Genomic DNA, 25,141 nt, shown 5'->3' with positions numbered 1-25,141 from the left:
CCCGAGTGCACACGCCAGTGCCAAATGGGGGACAGTGGACCTCGTCAGGGCACCTCGAAGAAGAGGCAACACCGTCGGTGAGGGAATGACGTGAGCGACAAGTCTGTAGTACTGCGGTATGGGGACGGCGAGTACAGCTACCCGGTGGTTGACAGCACCGTCGGTGACAACGGCTTCGACATCGGCAAGCTGCGCGCCGACACCGGGCTGGTCACCCTGGACAGCGGTTACGGCAACACTGCGGCCTACAAGTCCGCGATCACCTTCCTCGATGGTGAGGAAGGCATCCTGCGCTACCGCGGTTACCCGATCGAGCAGCTCGCCGAGCGCGGAAGCTTCCTGGAGACCGCCTACCTGCTGATCAACGGCGAACTGCCGACGGTCGACGAGCTGGCGGAGTTCAAGGGCGAGATCACCCAGCACACCCTTTTGCACGAGGACGTCAAACGGTTCTACGACGGCTTCCCCCGTGACGCCCACCCGATGGCGATGCTGTCGTCCGTGGTGAGCGCGCTGTCGACCTTCTACCAGGACAGCCACAACCCGTTCGATCCCGAGCAGCGCCACCTCTCCACGATCCGGCTGCTCGCCAAGCTGCCGACCATCGCGGCGTACGCGTACAAGAAGTCCGTCGGTCAGCCGGTGGTCTACCCGCGCAACGACCTCGGCTATGTCGAGAACTTCCTGCGCATGACGTTCTCCGTGCCGGCCGAGGAGTACGAGCTCGACCCGGTCGTGGTCAGCGCCCTCGACAAGCTCTTCATCCTGCACGCCGACCACGAGCAGAACTGTTCGACGTCGACGGTCCGGCTGGTCGGCTCCTCGCAGGCGAACCAGTTCGCCTCGATCTCGGCCGGTATCAGCGCGCTGTGGGGCCCCCTGCACGGTGGCGCCAACCAGTCGGTGCTGGAGATGCTGGAAGGCATCCAGGCCGACGGCGGCGACGTGGACGCCTTCATCCGCAAGGTGAAGAACAAGGAAGACGGTGTGAAGCTCATGGGCTTCGGACACCGCGTCTACAAGAACTTCGACCCCCGGGCGAAGATCATCAAGTCGGCCGCGCACGACGTCCTGTCGGCGCTCGGCAAGTCCGACGAGCTTCTGGACATCGCGCTCAAGCTCGAAGAGCACGCGCTCGGCGACGACTACTTCGTCTCGCGCAAGCTGTACCCGAACGTGGACTTCTACACCGGCCTGATCTACCGGGCCATGGGCTTCCCGACCAGCATGTTCACCGTGCTGTTCGCCATCGGGCGGCTGCCCGGCTGGATCGCCCAGTGGCACGAGATGATCAAGGAGCCCGGCTCCCGCATCGGCCGTCCGCGGCAGATCTACACGGGCGTCGAGATCCGCGACTACGTGCCCGTCGAGGGCCGCTGAACCACGGGCTGAGCCTGGCCCCGCCACGCATGAAGAAGCGCCCCGCGCTGGATCCCCCCACGGGTCCGGCACGGGGCGCTCCCGTTCCCGGAACGGATCCCCCCACGGGTCCGACCGGGCGTCTTTCGGCGGCTGCGCCGTGCCGGGACGACTGCGGCCCGGGAGGGCCGCTCAAAGCTCCCCGGACATCGCCCCGGCGACGCATTCCCGGGCCGTCCCCCAAGACAGCCCGTTCCGCAGCCCCCCACCGGCTCCGCCGGGAGCGCGGTGCTCAAGACATAAGACCCACGAACCACCGTAATGGTTACGTTCCAAGCCCTGTGATCTACGTCTCTTCGAATGGGGGCGTTTTCGCAGGCTACCCCGCTCGCGGGCGGTATGGGGCGATCCCGTAGCGTGCTGTCTCCTCATGAGGGGCGGAGTACATGGCACAGAACGGGACAGCGGGCCGCAGCGTCGTCGTGACCGGCGGGGGTACGGGCATCGGTCGGGCGATCTCGATCCGCTTCGCCGAGGAGGGCCACCACGTCACGATCGTCGGCCGTCGCCGTGAGGTCCTGCACGCCACCGCGGAGGAGCTGCGCCGGGAACGCGGGCTGGACGTCACCCCGGTCGCCTGCGACCTGGCCGACCCCGACGACGTCGAGGCGGCGCTCCGGCACCTGCCCGAGCAGGTCGACGTCCTGGTGAACAACGCGGGCAGCCGGGAGCTGGCGATCGGCGCGGGCCCGCACGGGGTGCTCGCCCGCTGGCGCGGCGACTTCGAGCGCAATGTGCTGACCGCGGTGCTGCTGACCGAATCGCTGCGGGACCGCTTCACCGACAGCGGCCGGGTGGTCACGGTCACCTCGGTGGCCGCGCTGCGCGGCGGCGGCTCCTACGGGGCCTCCAAAGCCGCCCTGCACGCCTGGAACCACTCGCTGGCCGCCCAGCTCGGCCCGCAGGGCGTCACGTGCAACATCGTGGCGCCCGGCACCGTGGCGGGCACCGAATTCTTCGGCTCGCGGCTCAACGACGCCGAGCTGACCCGGCGGGCCGGGCGCACGCTCGTGGGCCGCGTCGGCCACCCCGCCGACGTGGCGGCGGCCGTGCTCTTCCTCGCGTCCCCCGAGGCCGGCTTCATCACCGGCGAGATCCTTCAGTGCAACGGCGGCGAACTGCTCGGCCGGTGACCCGGTGACCCGGTGACCCGGAGGTCCTGCGCTCCGGAGGCCCTGTGCTCCGGAGGTCCAGTGCGCCGGGAGCATTCCGCGTTCCGTGACAGGCGCGCCCGTACTCCCTGAGGAGTAGCCCGACTGGACCCTCAGGATGAATTCTCCTGGGAGCCCCCGAGGAATCCCCTGATCCAGGGGAAACCCCCTTGCCCCGTCCCGCCGGCCGCTGTCAGTTTTGAAGCCCGGGGGCGGGAAGAGGGGCGGTGGAATGGACGTTGCACTGAACGTGTCGTCACTGGACTTCACCTCGGGTCTCGCTGAGTACCTGCGAGGTGGACACGTCTTCTGGGCATACGCGGTACTGGCCCTCACCACGGCCCCGCCGCTCGTGCCCAACTCCGTGCTGCTCGTGACCGGCGGAGTGATGGCGGCCGAGGGACGGCTGGACATCGCCCTCGTGCTGCTGGTGGTGGCGGGCAGCGCGGTCCTCGGCGACATGCTGATCCACCGCACCGGCCGGGCGCTCAGCGGCCGTGTCCTGGCCCGCATGGAGCGCGACGAACGCCGGGCGGCGCTGCTCAGATGGGCCGCCTTGCGGATACAGCGGCACGGTGTGCCCTTTGTGATCGGCGTGCGCTTTCTGCCCAGCGGCCGAGTGATAGGCGGTCTCGCGGCGGGTGTCGTGCGCTATCCCGCCCGGCGTTACGCGGTGGGCGCGGGTGTCGCGGAGGCCGTCTGGGCCAGCTATTCCGTCGGAGCCGGTTATTTCAGCGGCAAAGCCGCTTCCAACTCCTTCTTCGCCCTCTGTCTGGGGCTCGGTATATCGATGCTCGTCGCCGGTATCGGCACGCTGGTGCAGTGGATCTCGCGGGCGCGTGAGCGCCGTGATCCACGCCTGGTGGGGGAGCGCGAGGCGTCCCGGCCTCCCTCGATGGTGGTACGGGCGTCCTTCGCGGGTGACGCGGTGGTCGTACCGGGACCCTCCGGCGGTGGTGGTACGGGACCGGCCGGTGGCCTGCCCGCGGGACCAGGGGCAGCGGCCACCACCACATCGACATCCGTCACAGGCGCCACTGTCGCGCGCACAAGTCCGCCACCGGGCAAGGACCGGGGCGGATTTCCCTGTTTCTCGGCCGGTCGCGGCAAGTAGCCGTCGGCCGCGTCCCCGGACCCGGAGTCAGCGCGCGGCGGCGGTGTCCGTGCTGTCTTCTGGGCTCTTGCCCGGGGCGGCGCCCTTGTCCGGGGCGGCGGCTGCGTCGGGGGCGGCGGCCGTGCCCTGACCAGTGACCGCCCCGGTGCCCAGGTAGGGCGCCAGATAGCGGTAGAGCATCCCCTTCATCTCCCGCGCGTACGCGTCCCGTTCCTCGCCCTCGTGCTGGACGACGAGGTCGAGTCCTGCCTTGAACATCGCGAAGGACATCTGCGCCACAAGCGTGCGTTCCGCTGTGGACAGCGACGGCTGACGGACGCCGAGCAGTTCGGTGAGGCGCGCGAGCAGTGACGCGTGCAGCTCGTCGTGGCCCTCGGCGACCTTGCCGGGAGTGTCCGGGCCCTTGATCAGGGCGAGGAAGGCCGGGTTGGCGCAGTTGAACTCGATGAAGGGACCGGCGACGGCGTCGATCATCTCGTCCAGCGGCAGCAAGGCGTTCTCGACGGTGAAGACCCGGCCGTGGGTGGCTTCCATCTCCTTGGCGAGCTGGCTGCCCAGCTCGACCGCGATGGCCTCCTTGTTCGGGAAGAACTGGTAGAGCGTGCCCGGCGACACCCCCGCCTCGCGGGCGATCGCGTTGGTGCTGGACGCCGTGTAGCCCAGCGCGCAGAACACGCTGGCGGCGGCCTGGAGGAGCTGTGTGACACGCCGCTCGCCGCGGGCCTGCCGACGGCGCGGCTGCCGCTCTTCCGCCTCGGACACGGTGACTCCCCAGGGGTATTGACAAACACGAGCGGTCGCTCGCATTCTTGAAACGCGAGCGACAGTTCGCATTTGCGATTCTACGTCGCACTACGGGGAGAGGACACCTTTTGTCATGGCTGATGTCAACCACGACTCCGACGTCGGGGGCTGGACGCGGGCCGTCACGGCCCGGCCCAGGCTGACGCTGCTGCTCGCCCTCCTCTTCACCGCGCTCGCGGTCGTCGCCGGGCGAGGCGTGGCCGACCGGCTGGCCAGCGGCGGCTGGGAAGCGCCCGACTCCGAGTCCTCGTACGCGACCGCGGCGCTCGCCGACCACTTCCCCGCCTCCCAGCCCAATCTGGTCCTGCTGGTCGACGCCAAGGGCGCGGGAGTCGACAGCCCCGCCGTGGCCGCGCAGGGGCAGGAGCTGGCCCGCAAGCTCGCCGCCGATCCGGCCGTCACCGGCGTCACCTCCTATTGGGGCACCCACGCGCCGGTGCTGCGCGCCAAGGACGACGGCTCGGCGATGATCACCGCCCGGCTCAAGGGCGACGACGACGCGGTGGCCACCGCCGTCAAACGGATCGCCCCCGCCTACCGCGGGGAGCACGGACCGGTCGACGTGAGCGTCGGCGGCTCGGCCGCCGTCCGGCACGAATTGCAGAGCACCATCCAGGACGACCTGGTCAAGGCCGAGATGATCGCCCTGCCCGTCACCCTGATACTGCTCGTCATGGTCTTCGGCAGCGCCATCGCCGCACTGCTGCCACTGGGCGTCGGCATCATCGCGATCCTCGGCACCAACGCGGTGCTGCGCGCCATCACCTCGTTCACCGACGTCTCGGTCTTCGCGCAGAATCTCACCACCGCGCTCGGCCTCGGCCTCGCGATCGACTACGCCCTGTTCATCGTCCGCAGATTCCGCGAAGAGCTGGCGACCGGACTCACCCCGCGCGCGGCGGTCGGAGTGACCCTGCGCACCGCGGGCCGCACCGTCCTCTTCTCGGCCCTGACCGTCGCCGCCTCGCTCGCCGCGATGCTTGTCTTCCCGCAGTACTTCCTGCGCTCCTTCGCCTACGCGGGGATCGCCGTGGTGCTGCTGGCCGCCGCCGCGGCGCTGATCGCACTGCCCGCCTGCCTGGTCCTGCTCGGAGACCGAGTCAACGCGCTGGATCTGCGCAAGGCACTGCGCCGCAGGCCCGCGAGCGACCCCGGCGCGGGATACGCCGCCTTCGCCCGGCTGGTGATGCGCAGGGCGCCGCTCTTCGCGATCGGCGCGGTCGCGGGCCTGCTGCTGCTCGGACTGCCCTTCCTCCAGGTGCGCTTCGGCGCCGCGGACGACCGGCAGTTGCCCTCGGCGGCCGAGTCCCATGTGGTGCAGCAGCACATCCGCCAGGAGTTCCCCGGCAGTCCCGACGGCGCCATCACGGTGCTGGCCGAAGGCGCCGACCGGTCCCAACTGGCCGGATACGAGAAGCGGGTGGCCGCCCTGCCCGGCGTGGTCCGGGTCGAGGGGCCGGTCGTCGCCCAGGACTCAGGCGCCGCCTACATGACGGTGCTGTCCACGAGCGAGGCGGTGGACGCCGGCACCCAGCACCTGGTCGGCGCGATCCGCGCCGTGCCCACGGACTTCAAAGCCTCGGTGACCGGCCAGGCCGCCGTCCTGGTGGACACCAAGGACACCATCGGCCAACGGCTGCCATGGGCGGCCGGGATCATCGCCCTGGTCACCTTGCTGCTGGTCTTCCTGCTCACCGGCAGCGTGATCATCCCGCTCCAGGCGGTGCTGCTCAACGCGCTGAGCCTCACCGCGATGTTCGGCGCGGTGGTGTGGGTCTTCCAGGACGGTCATCTGTCCGGACTGCTGGGCTTCACAGCCACCGGCAGCATCGAGACGACCCTGCCGGTGCTGATGTTCTGCGTGGCCTTCGGACTCTCCATGGACTACGGGGTGTTCCTGCTCTCACGGATCAAGGAGGAGTACGACCGCAGTGGCGACCACCAGGCGTCCATTGAGTTCGGGCTCAAGCGGACCGGCGGACTGATCACGGCGGCGGCGGTGATCCTGGCCGTGGTGATGGTCGCGATCGGCACCTCGCGGGTGGCCAACACCAAGATGCTGGGGCTCGGCATCGCGCTCGCGGTGCTCATGGACGCGATGGTGGTCCGCACCCTGCTGGTGCCCGCGGTGATGCGGCTGACCGGGCGGGCCACCTGGTGGGCGCCGCCGGTGCTGCGCCGCTTCCACGACCGGTTCGGCATATCGGAGGGCGGCGGCCAGGAGGCGCCGGAGGGCACGAAGGCCCCGCACTCCTCGCGGGAGCGGCGGGACCCCGAGCCGGCCACGCGGAACTGAGGCTCAGTCCGGATCCCGGCGGCCGCGGTTTCCCGGCCGCCGGGCACTCCAGGCCCTGACGGTATCGGCGTACCAGAAGGGCTTGCCGCCCTCGACGACATCGGGCGGCGGGAGATGCCCGTGCTTCCGGTAGGAGCGGACGGTGTCGACCTGTACGCGGATGTGCGCGGCGATCTCGGCGTACGACCACAGGGTCCGGTCGGTCATCCCAGGTACCTCCGTACGGCGGGGCTGCTGTTGATCAGCACCTTCGTCCGGCCAACGACAGGTGAGCGTCACCGCATGGGCTTGTTGATCTTCTGTGACACGGAACCCGCGTAACGGTGACAAATGTGGCGAACGGGTAACGACCGCGCAGGTCGTCCGGACCGTGGCGGTGAAAGGGGGCACGATGGCGGGCTGAGACCGGAGGAAATCCGCGAGCGGGCAATCCGCCCACCCCTCGGCTCCGAATACCGGTCGGAGACTTGCGCGGGTGAGTCGGGACGGGATGGATCGCAGATGAGGGAAGCCGTACGGCTGGACGGCGTCGCAGGCGCCGGGCCCGACCTCCAGGAGCTGCTGGTCGCGGTCGCCCGCGGCGACGAGGCGGCGTTCGCCAGGGTCTACGACGCGGTGGCCGGGCCCGTGCTGGGGCTGGTGCGCTCGGTGCTGCGCGACCCCGCGCAGTCGGAGGAGGTCGCCCAGGAGGTGCTGGTCGAGGTCTGGCAGACCGCGACCCGCTTCCAGGCATCCCGTGGCAGCGCCATGACCTGGGTGATGACGCTGGCCCACCGTCGTGCGGTGGACCGGGTGCGTTCCGCGCAGGCGTCCTCCGACCGGGAGCACAAGGCCGCGCTGCTTGAGCACACCCCCGCCTTCGACGAGGTCGCGGAACAGGTCGAGTCACGGCTGGAGCGCGAGCAGGTGCGACGCTGTATGCGGACGCTCACCGAATTGCAGCGCCAGTCGGTGACACTCGCCTACTACCAGGGATTCACCTACCGGGAGGTCGCCGAGTTGCTCGCGGCTCCGCTGGGGACCGTCAAGACCCGACTGCGGGACGGACTCATCCGCCTGCGCGACTGCTTGGGAGTGAGCGCATGACGACCGCCGATCTGCATACCCTCACCGGTGCGTACGCGGTGCACGCGCTGCCCGACGGTGAGCGGGAGGAATTCGAACGGCACATCGCCGACTGCTCGGCCTGTGCGCAGGAGGTCCGTGAGCTGTCCGCGACGGCCACCCGGCTGGCGCTGGCCGCCTCGGTCGTGCCGCCGCCGCACATGCGTGAGCAGGTGCTGCGCCGGGTAGCCGCCGTGCGGCAGGAGCCGCCGGTCGTCACGCGGCAGGAGCGGCGCGGTCTCGCCGGATGGATGGCCGGGGCGCGGCGGCTGCCGCGTTACGCGCTGGCCGCGTGCATGGCGGGAGTGGTCGGGCTCGGCGGGGTGGCCGTCTGGCAGCACCAGGCCGCCGACGACGCGAGGCAGCGCGCGAATCAGGCCGAGCAGCGGGCGGGCGAGCTCTCCCAGGTGCTCTCGGCGCCCGACGCGGCGAGCACCACACGGAAGCTCAGCACCGGCACGACCGCGACCGTGGTGGTCTCCCGGAGCCTGGGCAAGGCCGCTTTCCTGGCCGCCGGTATGCCGACGCCGGCGGCCGGGAAGACGTACGAGCTGTGGTTCGACGACGGCGGGAAGATGCGGCCGGCGGGTCTGATGGACCCGTCAGCCACCGACCAGGCCGTGGTGCTGGACGGGCGGATCGACAACGCCTCCGGGGTGGGCGTGACGGTCGAACCGGCCGGCGGCTCGCAGCAGCCGACGAGTGCCCCGCTGGCGCTGGTGACGTTCCCGGCGGTGGCCCGTGCCTGAGACGTCGCGGACCGGGTCGTCCATCGCGCTGTTCACCGCGGACCTGCGGTTGCACGACAATCCTGTGGTGGCCGGGGCGGTGGCGGCGGCCGGGAGCGTGGTCCCGCTGTTCGTGGTGGACGAGGGCATCGCGCGGGCCGGATTCGCGGTGCCGAACAGGGCGGCGTTCCTCGCCGACTGCCTGGCCGACCTGGACGCGGGCCTGCGGGCCCGCGGCGGGCGGCTGGTCGTGCGGCGCGGCGACGTCGTCGAGGAGGTCGTCCGGGCCGCCGGCGACAGCGGGGCGCGGCAGGTGCACATCGCGGCCGGGGTGAGCGGTTACGCCCTGCGCCGTGAGGACCGGCTGCGCAAGGCCCTGGCGGAGGCGGGCTGCGAGGTGGTGGTGCACGAGGCCGTGGTCACCGCGGCCCCACCCGGCGCCGTCACCCCCGTGGGCCGCGACCACTTCGCCGTGTTCACACCGTACTTCCGGCGCTGGGGCGCCGAGCCCCAGCGCCGCGTGCTGGACGCGCCGCGCAAGGTCACCGTGCCCGAGGACGTGAAGTCCGCCGCGCTGCCCTCCGCCGCCGAGCTGACCGGGCCGGGCGGCGGGCAGCCGTCGCCGGGCCTGCCGCCCGGCGGGGAGACGGCGGGTCGCAAGCTGGCGGGCAGTTGGTGGCGTTCGGGCCTGGAGGGTTACGCGGACCAGCACGACGACCTGGCGGGTGACGCGACCTCCCGGCTCTCGCCGTATCTGCACTTCGGGTGCGTGTCCGCGACCGAACTCGTCCACCGGGCGCGGTCGGTGAGCGGCCGGGGCGCGGAGGCGTTCATCCGGCAGCTCGCCTGGCGCGACTTCCACCATCAGGTGCTCGCCGCGCGGCCGGACGCGGCGCACCGCGACTACCGTTCCCGGCACGACCGTTGGCGCACCGCGCCCGAGGAGGTCACCGCCTGGCGCGAGGGCCGCACCGGCTACCCCATCGTGGACGCCGCGATGCGCCAACTGCTGCACGAGGGCTGGATGCACAACAGGGGCAGGCTGCTCGTGGCGAGTTTCCTGACCAAGACGCTGTACGTGGACTGGCGGGTCGGCGCCCGGCACTTCCTGGACCTGCTGGTCGACGGCGACATCCCCAACAACCAGCTCAACTGGCAGTGGTCGGCGGGCACCGGCACCGACACCCGGCCCAACCGGGTGCTCAACCCGCTGCTCCAGGCGGCCCGTTTCGACCCGGACGGCGACTATGTGCGGCGCTGGGTTCCGGAACTGGCCGAGTTGGAGGGGGCGGCAGTGCACCAGCCGTGGAAGCTGTCGGGTCCGGAACGGGAGCGGTTCGACTACCCGGACCCGATCGTGGCCCTGAGCGAGGGGCACGCCCGCTTCTCGCGGGCCCGCGGCCTGGACGACTGACCGCGAACCCGCGAACCCGCGAACCGACCGAGCCACCGAGCCCACCGAAACCGCCGAACCGAGCGGAGCCGACCCACTCACCACGACCTGTGCCCCCAGCGGCCCGGCTGCCGCCGACTACGCCCGCCCGTCAACACCGCCCTTTCGCGGCGGCCACGGGAAGAAACCACTCGTCCGGGCGACGTATTCGGCGTAGCCGGGCCGCTGCGCCATGTGCCGTTCCAGCAGCGGCTTCCCGCTGCCCCGCAGGAGCAGGAAGCTGATGGTCAGCGGGCCGAGCACGGCCAGCACGACCGCGCCCGCCGCCGACGACCAGCGGGCGCCGTCGCACGCCAGCACGTACAGCCCCCACCAGACGCAGAAGTCGCCGAAGTAGTTGGGGTGCCGGGTCCAGCCCCACAGGCCGCGGTCCATCACCTGACCGCGGTGCGCGGGATCGGCTTTGAAGCGGGCGAGCTGGTGGTCGCCGACCGCCTCGAAGACCAGCCCGACCAGGCACAGCGCCGCGCCGACCGCCGCCGCCGGGCCGACGGACCCCGGCAGATAGCAGGCGACCTGCACCGGCAGCGACACCACGCACACCAGCAGACCCTGGAGCAGGTAGACGATCCGGAAGGCGTACCCGTTGCGGCGGTCGGCCGGGACCTTGGACAGCATCTTCTCGTAGCGCGGATCCTCGCCGTGGCCACGGCCGCGCCAGGCGATGTGCCCGGCCAGCCGCAGCCCCCACACCACGGTCAGGACCAGGACCAGCAGCCGCCGCCCGTCGTCACCGTGCCCCGAGGACAACCCGTACGACACGACGGCGACCGCCGCGAAGGCGGCGCCCCACGCCACGTCGACCACCCGGTGCATGCCCTTGGCCACCGCGACCGCGAAGGTCACCAGCATCACGGCGAGCGCCGCGCCCGCAGCCGCCGCGAGATTCACGCAGAATGCGCCCCACGGAAAGCCGTTCACCGGCCTGCCGCCGAGTCTTCCGCGTGCACGGCACCAGTCGGCCCCGATGCCCCGGTGGCCCCCGCCGCCCCCTCCAGCACGAACTGCCGCACATCCAGGTACCCGGAGCGGAAACCGGCCTCCGAGTAGGCCAGATAGAACGTCCACAGCCGCCGGAAGACCGCGTCGAAGCCGAGCGCCGCCACCTCGTCCGCGCACCGCGCGAACCGCTCGCGCCACAGCCGCAGCGTCTCCGCGTAGTGCGGTCCGAACGCCTCGGCGCTGACGATCCGCAGCCCGGTGGCCTCGCCGCTCACCTCGGAGATGGCCTCGGCGGAGGGGATCATGCCGCCGGGGAAGACGTACTTGTGGATCCAGGTGAAGGTGGGAAGGCTCACCAGCATCCGGTCGTGCGGCATGGTGATCGCCTGGAGCGCGATCCGGCCGCCGGGCGCGAGCCGCCGCTCCAGGGTGCGGAAATACTCCGGCCAGAACTCGTGGCCGACCGCCTCGATCATCTCGACGCTGACCACCGCGTCGTACTCGCCCTCGACCTCGCGGTAGTCGCGCAGCAGCACCTCGACACGGTCCTGGAGCCCGGCGGCGCGGACCCGTTCCAGCGCCAGTCCACGCTGCTCGCGCGAGAGCGTCACGCTCACCACACGGGCGCCGCGCGATGCCGCGCGCACCGCCAGTTCGCCCCAGCCGGTGCCGATCTCCAGCAGCCGGGTGCCGGGACCGACCCCGGCCGCGTCCAGCAGCAGGTCGATCTTGCGGTGCTGGGCGGCGGGCAGCAGGTGCTCGTCGGCAGGGAAGCCGCGGAAGACCGCGGAGGAGTACGTCATCGTCTCGTCGAGGAAGAGCGAGAAGAGGTCGTTGGACAGGTCGTAGTGCCGGTGGATGTTGTCGCGCGCGCCCTCGCGGGTGTTGCGCTGCGCCTCCGGCCGCCGCCTGGCCCACGCACCGCGCAGCCGTTGCAGGGACGGCGGTACGAGGGTGGCGACGTTGTCGGCGAAGACCGTGAGCACACCGGTCAGGTCGTCCGCGTCCCACTCCCCGGCCATGTACGACTCGCCGAAGCCGATCAGGCCCTCGGCGCCGATCCGGCGGAAGAAGGACCGCGGGTCGTGCACCCGCATCAGCGGGCCGCCGAGCCCCAGCGTGCGGGCGCCCTCGCCCGCGTCGTCGCCGTCCGCGCCCGCCAGCCGCACCCGCAGCGGCAGCCGCTCCAGCGCCCTGCGGACGAGGAAGGCCGCGACGGCCGCGCGCGCGGCCGAACAGCGGGGCGCCGCCGCCACGTCCGGCCAGCGCTCGGCGTCGACCGCCGCGCGCACCCTGGACGTCGACACGGGCGAGACGGCGGCCCCGGCAGTCACCGGGGCGGCCGGAGTGGATGACACGGTCACCGCATTCCCTCCTGAACGTGATGGCTTGGCCGCGGCCGTACGGGCAGGCCGCGCAGATACAGCAGAACACCGTGGAATCTGATCCCCGCGGAGACGAGGAGCGTCGACCACGGATGGCGTACAGCGGCCCGGAGCAGTCCGGCCGCGGTGGCCGGGCGGCGGTCGCCGCTCACGGTCGCGGTGAAGGGGCGTTTTCCGTCCAGTTCCAGATGGACCGTCACGGAAAGGCGGTTTCCCGGCTCCGGCACTCGCATGCGGTAGTCGCCCTCCACCGGGAAGAACGGGGAGACGTACAGCTCCTTGGCGGTCGAGGCACGGCCCTCGGCGTCCGGCGCCAGCAGATAGCAGTGCCGCTCGCCATAGGTGTTGTGGACCTCCGCGACCACATGGCGGGGCGTGCCGTCACGCGCGTGGCACCAGTACAGGGTCAGCGGGTTGAAGACATGGCCGAGGACACGGGCGTGCGTGAGCATCAGCACGCGGCCGTCCGCAGGGGCCGCCCCCTGCGCGGCGAGGAAACGGTCGAGCCCCGCCCTGACCGTGGGCGCCGTACCGCCGAAGTGGTCCCGCGCCCGGAAACCGGCCAGCGGGCGCAGCGGCAGCGGCAGTCGGGGCATGTGGTCCACGTCGACCAGCCACATATAGGTGCGCATACGGAAGGTGTGCCGCACGGGGCGGTTACGGGCGTGGGCGATCCGACAGTCGTACAGCGAAGGCGCCACCGCCTCCGCCACCACCGGAGCCGTCATGACCACTCCACCCCCAGCGCGCGCGCCGCCGCCACCCCGGAGGCGCAGCCGTCCTCGTGGAAACCCCAGCCGTGGTAGGCGCCCGCGTAGGCGACCACCGGCCCGTTCAGTTCGGGCAGCCGTCGTTGCGCGGCCACCGACTCCGGTGTGTACTGCGGGTGTTCGTACGCCATCCGGTCCCGTACGGCGGAGGGGTCGACCCGGTCGGCGCCGTTGAGCGTCACCACATACGTGTCGGCGCCGTCCAGCCGCTGGAGCCGGTTCATGTCGTAGCTGACCAGGACGGCGCCGGCGTCCGAGGCGCAGGACGGCATCAGGTAGTTCCACGACGCGCGGGCGCCGGACGCGCGCGGCAGCACGCCGGTGTCGGTGTGCAGCAGCGCGGGATTGACGGTGTATGGGATCGCGCCCAGCACCTCGCGCTCGGCCGCGGTGGGCTCGGCGAGCAGGCTCAGCGCCTGGTGCGGGTGGACGGCGACGACCACCGCGTCGTAGCGCTCGGTGGTGCCGTCCTCGACGGTGACCTCGGCCCCGCCGGGGACGCGGCGCAGCGCGGTCACCCGGCTGGAGGTGTGCACGGCGGACACCTCCTTGCCCACCCGCTCGACGTACGTACGGGAGCCGCCGGTGATCGTGCGCCAGGTGGGGGAGTCGCCGACGCTGAGCAGGCCGTGGTGGTCGAGGAAGCGGAAGAGGTAGCGGGCCGGGAAGTCCAGCGCGGTCGCGGGGGAGCAGGACCAGACGGCGGAGACCAGCGGGGTCATGAAGTGCTGGACGAAGTAGGGGGAGTAGCGGCCGTCGGCGAGGAATTCCCGCAGCGTGCGGTCGGTGGCGGCAGCGCGCGCACCCGTATCCGTATCCGAGCCCGTATCCGCGGAAGAACCCGAACCCGCTTCACCGCTCTCCGCGAGCAGCCGCCGCGCCCCGCGGTGGAAGGCCGTGACCTCGGTCAGCATCCGCAGATAGCGGCCCCGCAGCGCGTTGCGCGGCTGCGCGAAGAGCCCGCGCGGCCCGCGGGCCCCGGCGTACTCCAGGCCGCAGCCCTCGCACCGCACCGACATGCTCATCTCGGACTCCTGCGTGGCGACGTCCAGCTCGCGCAGCAGCCGCAGCAGATGCGGATAGGTGCGGGCGTTGTGCACGATGAAGCCGGTGTCGACGCTCAGGGACCGGCCGTCGGGGTCGGCCACGTCGTGGGTGTCCGCGTGCCCGCCGAGCCGGTCGTCCGCCTCGTACAGGGACACGTCACTCGCACGGTGCAGCACATGGGCGGCGGTAAGGCCCGCCACTCCGCTGCCTATCACCGCGATCCGACGTCGTTCGGCCGTCATGCGATCCCCTCGGTCAGTGCTCGATGTCCGGTGACACCCCGTGGTGCCCGGTGGCGCCCCGTGCCCGGTCGGTGTCCGGCGCGGCCGGAACGGCGACCGGCACCGGTGCGCCCTCACTGATCATTCGTGGCCGTCGCCGCCGCGGATTGGTGCGGGAGCGGAACGTTCCGGCGGTGATCTTCACGGTCCCCACCTGCGGCGGAACCCGTCGGTCCGGGGGACGCGGAATCCCGCACCAATCCGCCGGGCGAGTGGCCACGAATGCGGGATGTGACCGACCAGGAGACCATCAGCCCCGGCAGTGCGCTGGAGCCTCATCAGCCACATGGCCCGAGCGCCGCCGGTCGGCTGCTGAGGGTCGTACTCGGCGCGCTGAGCGGCCTGTTGGCCGCTGCCGCGTCCCTCGGTTTCGCCGAACTCGTCGCCGTGGCCGCCCGTCCCGAGGCCAGTCCGGTGACGGCGGTCGGCGGCGCGGTCATCGACCGCACACCGGTGTCCCTGAAGGACTACGCGGTACGGAACTTCGGCACCAACGACAAACTGGTGCTGCAACTGGGCATCGTCGCGATCCTGGCCCTCTTCGCCTTCGTGCTCGGCGTGTTCGCGCTGCGCTTCCGGCGCACGGGCTGCGCGGGCGTGCTGGCCTTCGGCGTCATCGGGGCGGTCGCCGCCTGGAGCCGTCCCGACCACCACCGGCTGGACGCGCTGCCGTCGATCGTCGGCGCGCTGCTCGGAGCGGCGGCGCTGTGGCTGCTGACGCAGCGGCTCACGCTCCGCGCCGCACCGGCCGCGCGCGTGCCGGAACAGGCCGCCGCGCCGGAGACACCGACCGCTCCGTCCGCCGTGGAGCGCGCCGCGGAGGACGACGAGGACACCGCCGAGACCCCTCTGCCACGGACGGAAACGCCCGCCCCGCAGGCCGGGCCCACCTCCCGCCCCGCGTTCGACCGCCGTGGCTTCGTGCTGGCCGCTGCCGCCACGGCTGCCGCGTCCGCGGGTGCGGGAGCCCTGGGCCGTACCCTCAACAACCGTCGCGGCGCCGTCGCGGTGGCCTCACGGAAGGCCATCGCGCTGCCCGCCCCCGCCTCCCGCGCCGCGGCCGTCCCGCGCGGGGCGGACCTGGGAATCCCCGGGCTGAGCGCATTCACCACGCCGAACGCGAAGTTCTACCGCGTCGACACCGCCCTGGTCGTGCCGAAGATCGACGCCACCACCTGGCGGCTGCGCATCCACGGCATGGGCGTGGGCAAGGAGTTGACGCTCTCCTACGACGACCTGCTGCGCCGTGACCTGATCGAGCGGGACATCACGCTGACCTGCGTGTCCAACCAGGTCGGCGGCCCGTACGTCGGCAACGCCCGCTGGATCGGCGTCCGGCTGGCCGATCTGCTGCGCGAGGCGGGGGTACGGCCCCCGTCGCGCGGTGGCACGGCGGACCAGTTGGTGGCGCACTCGGTGGACGGCATGGCCATCGGCTCACCGGTGGAGACCGTGCTCGACGGCCGTGACGCGATGCTCGCGCTCGGCATGAACGGCGAGCCGCTGCCCTTCGCGCACGGCTTCCCCGTCCGCATGCTGGTGCCCGGCCTGTACGGCTATGTGTCGGCCTGCAAGTGGCTTCGCGAACTCGAACTGACCACCTTCGACTCCTACGACGCCTACTGGGTCAAACGCAGCTGGTCGCGCGAGGCGCCGATCAAGACCGAGTCGCGGATCGACACCCCGAAACCGTTCGCCAGTCCCAAGGCGGGCCGGGTGCCGGTGGCCGGGGTGGCGTGGGCGCAGCACCGGGGCATCGACCGGGTGCAGGTACGGGTCGACGGCGGCCGGTGGCAGACCGCCCGGCTCGCGGACGAGGACAGCACCGACACCTGGCGGCAGTGGCTGTGGGAGTGGGACGCCACGCCCGGCAGTCACACGCTGGAGGTCCGCGCGACGGACCGTGACGGCTACACGCAGACCGACCACCGCGTCGGCACCGTCCCGAACGGCGCGACCGGCTGGCACTCGGTGGTGGTCAGCGTCGACTGACCCGTCGGCGCGCCGACCATCCGACGACCTGTTCGCCTTCGAGCGGCCCGCCGCCCCCCCGGGCTATCCGCCCCCCCGGGGCCATCCGCCCCCCTGACCATCCGCCGCCCCAACTCCCCGCCACAGACGACTTTTCCGCACGCACATGTCGCATGAACCGCACATATAGAGGAGAAAAACCATGTTCAACCTCCGCGCCCGCCGCATCGCCGTCGCCGTGACGGCCGCCGCCGTCCTGCCGCTGGCCCTCAGCGCCTGTTCGAGCGACGACAACAAGAAGGACGACTCGGCGGCGGCGAGCCCGTCCACCTCGGCGAGCGATCCGGCGATGGCGCCCACCAGCGACGCGCCGAGTGACGCCTCGACGAAGGACGCGCCCTTCGGGCCCGGCTGCGCCACCGTGCCCAAGAACGGCGCGGGCAGCTTCGACGGCATGTCCAAGGACCCGGTGGCGACCGCCGCCTCGCACAACCCGGCGCTGTCGACGCTGGTCGCCGCCGTCCAGAAGGCCGGTCTCGTCGACACCCTGAACAACGCCCAGAACATCACCGTCTTCGCGCCGACCAATGACGCCTTCGCGAAGATCCCGAAGGCCGACCTCGACAAGGTCCTCGCCGACAAGGCGATGCTCACCAAGATCCTCACCTACCACGTGGTCGGCGAGCCGGTGAAGGCGCCCGAGGGCCTGTCCAAGGGCACCTACACCACGCTGGAGAAGGGCACCCTGACGACCTCGGGCTCCGGCGAGGCGTACAAGGTCAACGACACGGCGAACGTGGTCTGCGGCAACGTCACCACCGCCAACGCCACCGTGCAGATCATCGACACGGTGCTGATGCCCAAGTAGCCGTTGGGGACCAGGCGTTACGGATCACACCGGACGGCCCGCGACGACGCGCAGCAGGTGTTCCGCCACGGCGGACATCGCGTCGCGGGCCGGCCGCAGATAGCGCCGCGGGTCGACGACGGCCGGGTCCGCCGCCAGGTGCTCCCGTACCGCCCCGGTGAAGGCGATGTTCAGCGCCGTACCGATGTTGACCTTCACCATCCCGGCGGCGACGGCCCGCCGCAGCTCGTCGTCCGGCACACCGGACGAGCCGTGCAGCACCAGCGGTACGGGTACGGCCGTGCGCAGCGCGGCTATCAGTTCGTGGTCGAGGCGCGCGGAGCGGTCGGTCATCGCGTGCGAGCTGCCGACCGCGACGGCGAGCGCGTCCACCCCGGTCGCGGCGGTGAAGGCGGCGGCCTCGGCGGGGTCGGTCCGCACGCCGGGCGCGTGCGCGCCGTCCTTGCCCCCGACCTCGCCCAACTCGGCCTCGACCCAGGCGCCCTGGCCGTGCGCCCACTCCACCATCCGCGCGGTGGCCCGCAGATTCTCCTCGTACGGCAGCTTCGACGCGTCGAACATCACCGAGGACGCCCCGGCGGCCACGCCCGCCCGCAGCAGCTCCTCGCTCTCCACGTGGTCCAGGTGCAGGGCGACCGGCACCGCCGCGCCCCGCGCGACCGCCGCCGCCCCCGCCAGCACCGGCTCGACCCGGCCGCCGTGGAAGGCCACCGCGTTCTCGCTGATCTGGAGGATCACCGGCAGCCCGGCGGCCTGCGCGGCGGAGGTGATCGCCTCCGCGTGCTCCAGCGTGATCACATTGAACGCGGCGACCCCGTGGCCCGCGGCCCGGGCTGCGGTGACGAGTTCTGCGGTGGCGACGGCAGGCATGGGATTCCTCGGGGTACGTACGGCGGTGCCGGTTTCACGGGTGCGGGCGGGGGTACGGGCGGCGGTCCGCCGAACAGCGGAGCGCCGTGCGGGGGTTGGCGTCAGGCCAGGACGACGGAACGCGTCAGGTTGCGCGGCCGGTCCGGGTCGTACCCCTTGTTCTCCGCGATGGCCACCGCGAGCCGCTGGACCCGCACCAGGTCGGCCAGCGGGTCGAGCACGGGCGCGCCCGTACCGCCGACCGCGCTCGTACCGCCGTCGGCGGGCGCGGCGGAACCGGCCTCGAGAAGGCCGCCCACGCCCGCGACGTTGTCCGCCAGGCCCTCGGGCAGGGCGCCGAAGGCCCACACCACGCGGCCGGGGCCGGTGATGCTGATCGGGCCGTGCCGGTACTCCATCGCCGGGTAGCTCTCGGTCCAGGCGCCCGCGGCCTCGCGCATCTTCAGCGCGGCCTCCTGCGCCAGGCCGTAGGTCCAGCCGGTGCCGAGGAAGGTGAACTGCTCGGCGGCCGTGACGGTGGTGGGCAGTTCCTGGGTGAGCGCCAGCCGCGCGTCGGCGACGGCCGCGGTCAGGTCGTGGCCGAGGTGGGCGCGCAGCAGCGCGAGCGCGGTGGTGGCGAACCGGGTCTGCACCACCGACTGTTCGTCGGCGAAGTCCAGCACCACGACCTCGTCGGCGGCCTCCATGACCGGCGTGTGCGGGTCGGCGGTGATCGCCGTGACCGCGACGCCCGCCGTACGCAGTTGCTCGCTCGCCCGCAGCACCTCGGTGGTGGTGCCGGAGCGGGTGATCGTCACTACACGGTCGTAGCCGCGGCCGAACGGGAACTCCGAGGCCGCGAAGGCGTCGGTCTCGCCGTGGCCGCCCTGTTCGCGCAGCGCGGCGTAGGACTGGGCCATGAACCAGGAGGTGCCGCAGCCGATCACCGCCACCCGCTCGCCGTCGCGCGGCAGCTTTCCGGCCTCGGCGGGAGCGAGATCGGCCGCCCGCTGCCAGCACTCGGGCTGGGAGGCGGTCTCGGTGGTGGTGAGGGACGCGGACATCGGGGCTCCTCGTGCGGTGTGCGAGATACGGCGTGCGAGATGCGACGCGCGGTGCGGATGCGCGATCCTGCTCGAAACGAGCAGCTATCGAGCATAAATGTACACAGAGGAGAGGGCTGGCGGAAGGTCCCGGACTGCGCTAAGGGCGCACGTGGGCGGCGCACCCCCTGTCCGGCGGCCGAATGAGGCGCGCGTCACACTTCCCGCACCGGATGTCACATCCCGTCGCGCGGTCCGGCTCTCTGGTAGGAGGGCGTGAGCGGCGGCCGGACTTGACGAAGGCCGAACGGTGAGAACGAGAAGAACGAGGAGGAAACCCTGCCCGAGAGAAAGCTCCGCACGACAGGCAGGGCTCTTCGTCCTCTGTCAATTGCTTTACGCGAGGCCCGAAGCGCTCACGTGGATTCCTTCAGAGCCGCCGCTTCCGTTTTCGCGGCCACACGTTCGAGTAGCTCGTCGAGATCGTATTGCGCGCGTCCGGGACTGCCGTAGCGGGTGATCTTGCCGCGGCTGGCCCATTTCCTGATCGTCGCCTCGGAGACTCCGGCGGCGAGTGCGGCGAGTTGAGTCGGAACAAGCCGACTTCTATTGCGCGGTGGCGGATTCATGCGGCGTCCTCCGGGCGCTGGGATTGTGCTGCCGCTCCCGCAGTGCCGCGCGCGAACTGCCGCGTCTGCTGAATCTGCCGGGATAGCAGAAGCCATTGGTGGGGCTGCCAACTGTGTCCTGCGGTACAGCTCACTTCTCGGGTGCGCCGGCCGTCGGGCGACGACGGCGCCGTGGTCATCGCCGCGCTGCAACCGGAATGGATGCATTGGCCGAGATCCATGCGCAACGCGGGCTGCGTGTAGGCGGACCGGCGCGCGCGGTGCGTTATCTCGGAGATCTCCTCCGCGAAGTCCGCGGCGGTCGGGTGCGCGAGCAGCCAGTTGAGGTGGACGACGAGGAAGTCGGCCATCTCCTCCGGCTGCCTGCGGACCGGCTTGCGGACGGCGCGCTCCTCGGCGACCATCGCCGCCCACGAGGCCAGGAACCCGACGATGCCGGACCGGGCGGTGATCGCCGCCTCGTCCAGCCGTATTCCGGTCGACTGCCTGCTGCCGCTGACCCGTTGGAGAGTCGGGTTGCGGCGCGGATGGAGCACCGACTCGCAGTCGTCGTAGATCTCCGGCAGCTCCATCAGATTCGCCTTGAGATCGTGGTAGCACGAGGTGCACAGACGCAGCCCCGGGGCCGCTGTGCGGCGCGGTCGCGACCCGTGCGGCACGTTGCCGCATTTTTGGCCCACACATGGAGATGAATTCATTTGGTCACCCGTTGGTCATGATGTCGGAAGGTGGCTGTCGCAGTGCGAACTCGTCGATCGACTGGATGACCGAGGGGAGTGCGCCCTGTTCAGGACATGCCGAAAGTCGTCGTCGGTGCAGGTGAGCGACGTCCCGTCGGAACATGGCCGTGCATCGGCTGCCTCCGACGGAATGGCGCACCGTCAGCGGCGACCGCTGGATCCGGAACCTGTCGACGTACTCCAGGCGCGAGGGAACTACTCAGTGGAACGCCTGGACCATCTCAACGCAGTGCTGAACGCAGTGCAGAACGGTCGGCGAGGGCCGGGCCGACCGGATATACCGCGAGCAGCGGTGCTCGCGGGCTCCACAGACCAGTGGGGCCCATGGGGCACGCCGGATCATGGAGGTGTGCGTCGTGAGTGGATCGCACCGGTACGGGATGATGTGGGGCGCGCGTGTGCCGTGGCGTCGCCTAAGCGGGACGTCATCGTCCGTGCCACGCGGGACGGGGCCCGCCGCGCCGTCGAATCAACGGCCGAATCAACCGTCGAGTCGCCGGAGCGTGCGCGGACCTGGCCGGCCTCCGCGTCCGAGCAGTGGCTCGGGCGGAGACGGATGACGGTGCCCTGGGCCGTGCCCGGGACCGTTCGTAAAGCTGGATCCCCGCCGGTCGCCCGAGGGTGACCTGGAGAAACGCTCCCGTGGCGCCATGAGGTGACCGGCTCATCCACCGTGCCTGAAGCACCCCGGCACGAGACCGAGGTTACCGGCGATCGGAAACGCCGTGGTGGCCGTGATGAGTCCAGTTGGGCCTGTCGCGTTAAATCCGTGTTCATAACGATCCGGAACCCCCGCTCCCGAGTCATGTACGGCTTACAGCATACGGATGTTCGCGTTTGGCAGGCGACGATACAGGCAAACGCAGGAGCCGTCCACACCTGATCTACCTGCGACGATCACGCTCCACGCGGCCCTGACCGGCGGCTCATTGACGAGAATGCCGCCTCGTAAAATGTGACTACACGCTAGCGTGACGCCGTCGTGAACCCGCGAACAATCACCATCTGACAGCGCGTCAGGCTCCATGGTCATTCGGGTCCGGAGTGTTCCGAAATGCTCGATGTTGAGGCGATGCTATGAGGATCATCGGACTTCATCGGTGTCACGCAAATTCGAGGGGCACTGCAACCATCTTTCCCGACCGCATAGTCCCGACCCGTCGATGAACTGCGCAAACAGCCCGCTGACCAAGTGAAGTTGACATCGGCGGCAAGAGACTGTCACGATACTTCCGGCGGCCGAGGTATGCCCGGATCCGGGCAGCAGTGAGACCCCGGACGCCGCAATCACACTCAGATCACCGAGCCCCGCGTGCGCTGTGCAGCCGCGGGGCTTCGTCATGGGCGGCCACGCCGTCTCCGACCGCCCGCCACCGGCACCGCGAAAGGCCGAAAGGAGCCTGCGGCGCATGGACAGGATCGGTTTTGTCTTCCCCGGCCAGGGTTCGCAGAAGGTGGGAATGGGGCTCGACCTCGCCGGAGAGCATCCGGATCTGGTCGGCCCCTACTACCGCACCGCGGACGAGATTCTCGGCCTTCCACTGTCCCGGCTGTGCTGGGAGGGACCCGCCGAGGTCCTCCGGGACACCTCGATCACCCAGCCCGCGATCTTCCTGACCAGCCTGTGCACCTGGCAGAGCCTGCGTCCGCGCGGTCTCGCCCCCGACATCGTCGCGGGCCACAGCCTCGGCGAATACACCGCGCTGGTCGCCGCGGGCGTCCTCGAATGGACCGACGCCCTCCGACTCGTACGGCTGCGCGGCCAGTTGATGGCCGCGGTCAACGCACGCGTGCCCGGCGCCATGGCGGCCGTACTCGGCCTGCCGCTCGAGGACGTCGAGGCCATCTGCGCACAGGCCGCCACCGGCACCGGCCAGATCGTCGAGATCGCCAACGACAACGAACCGGCGCAGGCGGTCGTCTCGGGCCAGGCCGAAGCCGTCCAATGGGTGATGGCCGCCGCCAAGGACGCCGGCGCGCGCCGGGCGGTCCCCCTCGAAGTCGGCGCGCCTTTCCATTGCAGTCTCATGAGCGAGATCGAGGACGAATTCGCGGCGGCCCTGGACGCGGTGGAATTCCGCGATCCGGTGGTCGAGACGATCTCGTCCGTCACCGCGGCGCCGGTCACCACCGCCGCCGAGGCGCGTACCGCGCTCAAACGCCAGCTCACCGGCCGGGTCCGCTGGACCGAAACCGTGGCCGGAATGTCGGACGCGGGCGTGGACCGCTTCATCGAGATCGGACCCGGAAAGGTACTCGGCGGCCTGTGCCGCCGGATCGCCCCGGCAGCACGGGTGTTCGCGACATTCGATTCACGGCAGTGTGCCTCGACTCTCGATGCGCTCGCATTCGCGGCCGGAGGTTGACCGGAGACTCGCAAGCAGTCCAAGGAACCGATCAGGCCCAGGTCGCAGTCGGACCTGAGCGTCACAAAGGGCGGACCCATGAGCCGGATAGACCTTCTGAAGCCTCATATACCAGCCCCACGTGCGTCCGCAAACGTCAATCGCACCGAGATACGTACCGCATCGCCGGTACGGGGAGTGCCGGGGCCGTCCGTGAGCTGGCGGGTACTTGTGGTGGAACCTCATGCAGACGACGCCGAATCCCTGGTCAGGGGGTTACGGCGGCACGGACACGAGGTCGCGTCGGTCGGCACGGGCGGCGCGGCACTCCAGACGTACGAGGACGCGGACCTGGTCCTGCTCGACCTCGACCTGCCCGACCTGGACGGACTCGAGGTCTGCCGGAGCATCCGGTCGGTCTGCGACGTGGCGGTCATCGCCGTCACCGCGCGCGGCACCGAACTCGACCGGGTGCTCGGCCTCCAGGCAGGCGCCGACGACTACCTCGTCAAGCCGTACGGCTTCCGCGAGTTGATGGCCCGGATGGACGCGGTCATGCGCCGCGCCCGCCCGGAACCCGCCTCCGCGCGGGTCATCTCCTGCGGACCGCTGCGGATCGACGCCGGATCGCGCGAAGTGCGGCTCGGCGGACGGCATATAGATGTGACCCGTAAGGAATTCGACGTGCTCTACCTGCTGGCCTCGCACCCGGACATCGTCATCACCCGGAAGCGGCTCATGCAGCAGGTGTGGGGTGACTCGTGGTCCCGGCGGACCGTCGACACCCATGTCAGCAGCCTGCGGACGAAGCTGGGCGCCAAGGAGTGGATCGTCACCGTCCGCGGTGTCGGATTCCGGCTCGGTCTGGGGCTCGAACGGTCCGGGTCCTCCGCATGAGCCGCGCGGCCGTGCGGTGCGAAGGACACGAATGCGGTACGCGGCAGGCCGAGCCCCGCGACGGGGGCCGGCACCCTGGCCGTCCGGTCGGCGGGAACCGGCTGTGCGCCGCCTGCCACCGTCGGCTGACCACCGGCATCGGCATGCTCCCCGAGCTGTACCGGGACTGCGAGCGGGTGCTGGGCGGCGCCGCGGCCAAGGGGCTGCGCGAACGCACCAGCGGCGGCCCGCTGCCCGGCATGCCGTTCAACCCGGCGGCGGCCGAGACACGCGCCGCGATCCTCGGGGTGCTCGGCTCCTGGAGCGGCCTGATCGCCCAGCAGCGCGGGCTCGTACCGCCCGAGCGGTCCGTCGGCACCCTGTCGGTGTTCCTGCTGCGGCACGCCGACTGGCTGGCCGGGCACCCGGCCGTCGCCGAGGCAACCCGCGAGGTGGCCCGGCTGGTCAGCAGGGCCCGCCGCGTCGCCCACCCCGAGCAGGTCCGCCGGATCGCGCTCGGCGACTGCGTCGAACCCGGCTGCGAGGGGCGGCTGTCCGCCGTCGTACGCGTCGGGGCGACGGCCGCGCACCCGGCCGTGCAGTGCGACGCCCAGGCCGGGCACACCTGGGCCGGGCCCCAACTCACCCATCTGCGCCGCCTGATGCCCGCCGAGGACACGGCCCCGGGCACAGCGGCCGACACCTCCGCCGGTCCCGCCGCCGTCACCCCCGCCGTCGCCGAGCGCTGGCTCACCGCCGCCGACATCTCGCGGCTGTGGAGCACCCCGGTCGGCACGGTCTACCGGCTGGCCAGCGAGCAGAGCTGGCGCCGCAGGCACGGCTCGGGCCGCACCTACTACTCGGAGGCCGACGCACACGCGTGCTTCAGCCGCCGCGCCGAGCGATCTGCCGAACGATCCCGCTAGGACGGCCTGTTTCGACGACCAGCGGACGACCCCTCCATCACTCCCATCACCAGGAGCGAACGATGCACAGCACGTTGATAGTCGCGCGCATGCTGCCGCAGTCCGCGGAGGACGTGGCCCGGATCTTCGGGGAATTCGACCAGACCGGGATGCCCGACCTGATGGGCACCCGTCGACGGGAGCTCTTCTCCTACAACGGCCTCTACTTCCACCTCCAGGACTTCGACACGGAGGCCGGTAACACGACCATCGAACAGACCAAGGACCACCCGCTCTTTGTGCAGGTCAGCGCCGACCTGAAGCCGCACATCGAGGCCTACAACCCGGCGACCTGGCGGTCGCCGAAGGACGCGATGGCCACGCGTTTCTATCACTGGGCCAAGTCCGAGTGACGGACCTG

The 25,141-nt window shown here is 71.1% G+C and carries 23 protein-coding genes; 13 read left to right on the top strand and 10 right to left on the bottom strand.

Features of this window, described 5'->3' with window-relative positions:
• Positions 1-90: 90 nt before the first annotated feature.
• From ACIQCJ_RS30245 to ACIQCJ_RS30235, 3 genes are all read left to right on the top strand, one after another.
• Positions 91-1,380 (top strand): citrate synthase, encoded by a 1,290-nt coding sequence (locus ACIQCJ_RS30245; protein ID WP_188280320.1) that lies wholly within the window; start codon positions 91-93, stop codon positions 1,378-1,380.
• Positions 1,381-1,805: 425 nt separating this feature from the next.
• Positions 1,806-2,552, top strand: coding sequence for an SDR family oxidoreductase (locus ACIQCJ_RS30240; RefSeq protein WP_355337035.1), 747 nt, complete (start codon positions 1,806-1,808; stop codon positions 2,550-2,552).
• Positions 2,553-2,802: 250 nt separating this feature from the next.
• The gene (locus tag ACIQCJ_RS30235; protein WP_402713122.1) at positions 2,803-3,684 is read left to right on the top strand and encodes a DedA family protein; all 882 of its coding nucleotides are present in this window, start codon (positions 2,803-2,805) and stop codon (positions 3,682-3,684) included.
• Between the two features lie 27 nt (positions 3,685-3,711).
• Here the strand turns inward: ACIQCJ_RS30235 and ACIQCJ_RS30230 are convergent, their stop codons facing one another.
• A complete protein-coding gene (locus ACIQCJ_RS30230; RefSeq protein WP_402713121.1) occupies positions 3,712-4,446 on the bottom strand; it encodes a TetR/AcrR family transcriptional regulator in 735 nt (244 codons plus the stop codon).
• 115 nt (positions 4,447-4,561) lie between these two features.
• Between ACIQCJ_RS30230 and ACIQCJ_RS30225 the strand changes: the two genes are divergently transcribed.
• Positions 4,562-6,784 (top strand): MMPL family transporter, encoded by a 2,223-nt coding sequence (locus ACIQCJ_RS30225; protein WP_402713120.1) that lies wholly within the window; start codon positions 4,562-4,564, stop codon positions 6,782-6,784.
• 3 nt (positions 6,785-6,787) lie between these two features.
• Here ACIQCJ_RS30225 and ACIQCJ_RS30220 read toward each other — a convergent pair whose 3' ends face one another.
• Complete coding sequence (locus ACIQCJ_RS30220) at positions 6,788-6,991, bottom strand: AlpA family transcriptional regulator (protein WP_188280324.1); 204 nt, start codon at positions 6,989-6,991, stop codon at positions 6,788-6,790.
• Positions 6,992-7,285: 294 nt separating this feature from the next.
• Between ACIQCJ_RS30220 and ACIQCJ_RS30215 the strand changes: the two genes are divergently transcribed.
• Genes ACIQCJ_RS30215 through ACIQCJ_RS30205 form a run of 3 tightly spaced genes read left to right on the top strand, consistent with a single transcriptional unit; the run spans position 7,286 to position 10,030 of the window.
• Positions 7,286-7,870 (top strand): sigma-70 family RNA polymerase sigma factor, encoded by a 585-nt coding sequence (locus ACIQCJ_RS30215; RefSeq protein WP_188280325.1) that lies wholly within the window; start codon positions 7,286-7,288, stop codon positions 7,868-7,870.
• Positions 7,867-8,637, top strand: a complete 771-nt coding sequence (locus tag ACIQCJ_RS30210) for an anti-sigma factor domain-containing protein (RefSeq protein ID WP_401715638.1) — start codon at positions 7,867-7,869, stop codon at positions 8,635-8,637. The genes ACIQCJ_RS30215 and ACIQCJ_RS30210 overlap by 4 nt, the downstream gene beginning before the upstream one ends.
• The gene (locus tag ACIQCJ_RS30205; RefSeq protein ID WP_402713119.1) at positions 8,630-10,030 is read left to right on the top strand and encodes a cryptochrome/photolyase family protein; all 1,401 of its coding nucleotides are present in this window, start codon (positions 8,630-8,632) and stop codon (positions 10,028-10,030) included. The genes ACIQCJ_RS30210 and ACIQCJ_RS30205 overlap by 8 nt, the downstream gene beginning before the upstream one ends.
• A 117-nt stretch (positions 10,031-10,147) precedes the next feature.
• On the opposite strand, the gene ACIQCJ_RS30200 is transcribed toward ACIQCJ_RS30205, so the two are convergent.
• Genes ACIQCJ_RS30200 through ACIQCJ_RS30185 form a run of 4 tightly spaced genes read right to left on the bottom strand, consistent with a single transcriptional unit; the run spans position 10,148 to position 14,455 of the window.
• Positions 10,148-10,990: a DUF1295 domain-containing protein gene (locus tag ACIQCJ_RS30200; protein WP_391160471.1), complete on the bottom strand. Its 843-nt coding sequence runs from the start codon at positions 10,988-10,990 to the stop codon at positions 10,148-10,150.
• Positions 10,987-12,375 carry a class I SAM-dependent methyltransferase gene (locus ACIQCJ_RS30195; protein WP_402713118.1) on the bottom strand — a complete coding sequence of 463 codons (1,389 nt, stop codon included), beginning with the start codon at positions 12,373-12,375 and terminating at the stop codon, positions 10,987-10,989. The genes ACIQCJ_RS30200 and ACIQCJ_RS30195 overlap by 4 nt, the downstream gene beginning before the upstream one ends.
• Positions 12,372-13,124 carry a DUF1365 domain-containing protein gene (locus tag ACIQCJ_RS30190; protein WP_402713117.1) on the bottom strand — a complete coding sequence of 251 codons (753 nt, stop codon included), beginning with the start codon at positions 13,122-13,124 and terminating at the stop codon, positions 12,372-12,374. Before ACIQCJ_RS30190 ends, ACIQCJ_RS30195 begins: the two co-directional genes overlap by 4 nt.
• Positions 13,121-14,455, bottom strand: a complete 1,335-nt coding sequence (locus ACIQCJ_RS30185) for an NAD(P)/FAD-dependent oxidoreductase (RefSeq protein WP_402713116.1) — start codon at positions 14,453-14,455, stop codon at positions 13,121-13,123. Before ACIQCJ_RS30185 ends, ACIQCJ_RS30190 begins: the two co-directional genes overlap by 4 nt.
• A gap of 261 nt (positions 14,456-14,716) precedes the next feature.
• On the opposite strand from ACIQCJ_RS30185, the gene ACIQCJ_RS30180 reads away from it, so the two are divergent.
• Together ACIQCJ_RS30180 and ACIQCJ_RS30175 are read left to right on the top strand one after the other, a co-directional pair.
• Positions 14,717-16,486 carry a molybdopterin-dependent oxidoreductase gene (locus tag ACIQCJ_RS30180; protein ID WP_402713115.1) on the top strand — a complete coding sequence of 590 codons (1,770 nt, stop codon included), beginning with the start codon at positions 14,717-14,719 and terminating at the stop codon, positions 16,484-16,486.
• A gap of 181 nt (positions 16,487-16,667) precedes the next feature.
• On the top strand, positions 16,668-17,333 hold the full coding sequence (locus ACIQCJ_RS30175; RefSeq protein ID WP_391046862.1) for a fasciclin domain-containing protein: 666 nt from the start codon (positions 16,668-16,670) through the stop codon (positions 17,331-17,333).
• Between the two features lie 24 nt (positions 17,334-17,357).
• Here the strand turns inward: ACIQCJ_RS30175 and ACIQCJ_RS30170 are convergent, their stop codons facing one another.
• The 4 genes from ACIQCJ_RS30170 to ACIQCJ_RS30155 form a co-directional block, all read right to left on the bottom strand.
• Positions 17,358-18,203: a ketose-bisphosphate aldolase gene (locus ACIQCJ_RS30170; RefSeq protein ID WP_402713114.1), complete on the bottom strand. Its 846-nt coding sequence runs from the start codon at positions 18,201-18,203 to the stop codon at positions 17,358-17,360.
• Between the two features lie 101 nt (positions 18,204-18,304).
• Complete coding sequence (locus ACIQCJ_RS30165) at positions 18,305-19,246, bottom strand: SIS domain-containing protein (protein ID WP_402713113.1); 942 nt, start codon at positions 19,244-19,246, stop codon at positions 18,305-18,307.
• Positions 19,247-19,641: 395 nt separating this feature from the next.
• Positions 19,642-19,854: a MerR family transcriptional regulator gene (locus ACIQCJ_RS30160; protein WP_188280336.1), complete on the bottom strand. Its 213-nt coding sequence runs from the start codon at positions 19,852-19,854 to the stop codon at positions 19,642-19,644.
• Positions 19,851-20,426 (bottom strand): hypothetical protein, encoded by a 576-nt coding sequence (locus tag ACIQCJ_RS30155; protein WP_355337059.1) that lies wholly within the window; start codon positions 20,424-20,426, stop codon positions 19,851-19,853. Before ACIQCJ_RS30155 ends, ACIQCJ_RS30160 begins: the two co-directional genes overlap by 4 nt.
• Positions 20,427-22,003: 1,577 nt before the next feature.
• Here ACIQCJ_RS30155 and fabD point away from each other — a divergent pair.
• From fabD to ACIQCJ_RS30135, 4 genes are all read left to right on the top strand, one after another.
• Positions 22,004-22,960 carry an ACP S-malonyltransferase gene (gene fabD, locus ACIQCJ_RS30150; RefSeq protein ID WP_391046853.1) on the top strand — a complete coding sequence of 319 codons (957 nt, stop codon included), beginning with the start codon at positions 22,004-22,006 and terminating at the stop codon, positions 22,958-22,960.
• 78 nt (positions 22,961-23,038) lie between these two features.
• Positions 23,039-23,836, top strand: coding sequence for a response regulator transcription factor (locus ACIQCJ_RS30145; RefSeq protein ID WP_355337063.1), 798 nt, complete (start codon positions 23,039-23,041; stop codon positions 23,834-23,836).
• Positions 23,833-24,741: a hypothetical protein gene (locus ACIQCJ_RS30140; protein ID WP_402713112.1), complete on the top strand. Its 909-nt coding sequence runs from the start codon at positions 23,833-23,835 to the stop codon at positions 24,739-24,741. Before ACIQCJ_RS30145 ends, ACIQCJ_RS30140 begins: the two co-directional genes overlap by 4 nt.
• 62 nt (positions 24,742-24,803) lie before the next feature.
• Positions 24,804-25,133: a TcmI family type II polyketide cyclase gene (locus ACIQCJ_RS30135; protein ID WP_355337067.1), complete on the top strand. Its 330-nt coding sequence runs from the start codon at positions 24,804-24,806 to the stop codon at positions 25,131-25,133.
• Positions 25,134-25,141 lie beyond the last annotated feature (8 nt).

Source organism: Streptomyces sp. NPDC093221 (assembly GCF_044753885.1).
GTDB lineage: Bacteria > Actinomycetota > Actinomycetes > Streptomycetales > Streptomycetaceae > Actinacidiphila.
The sequence above is the reverse complement of the archived record's forward strand: the minus strand, read 5'-3'. Positions and strand labels throughout refer to the sequence as shown.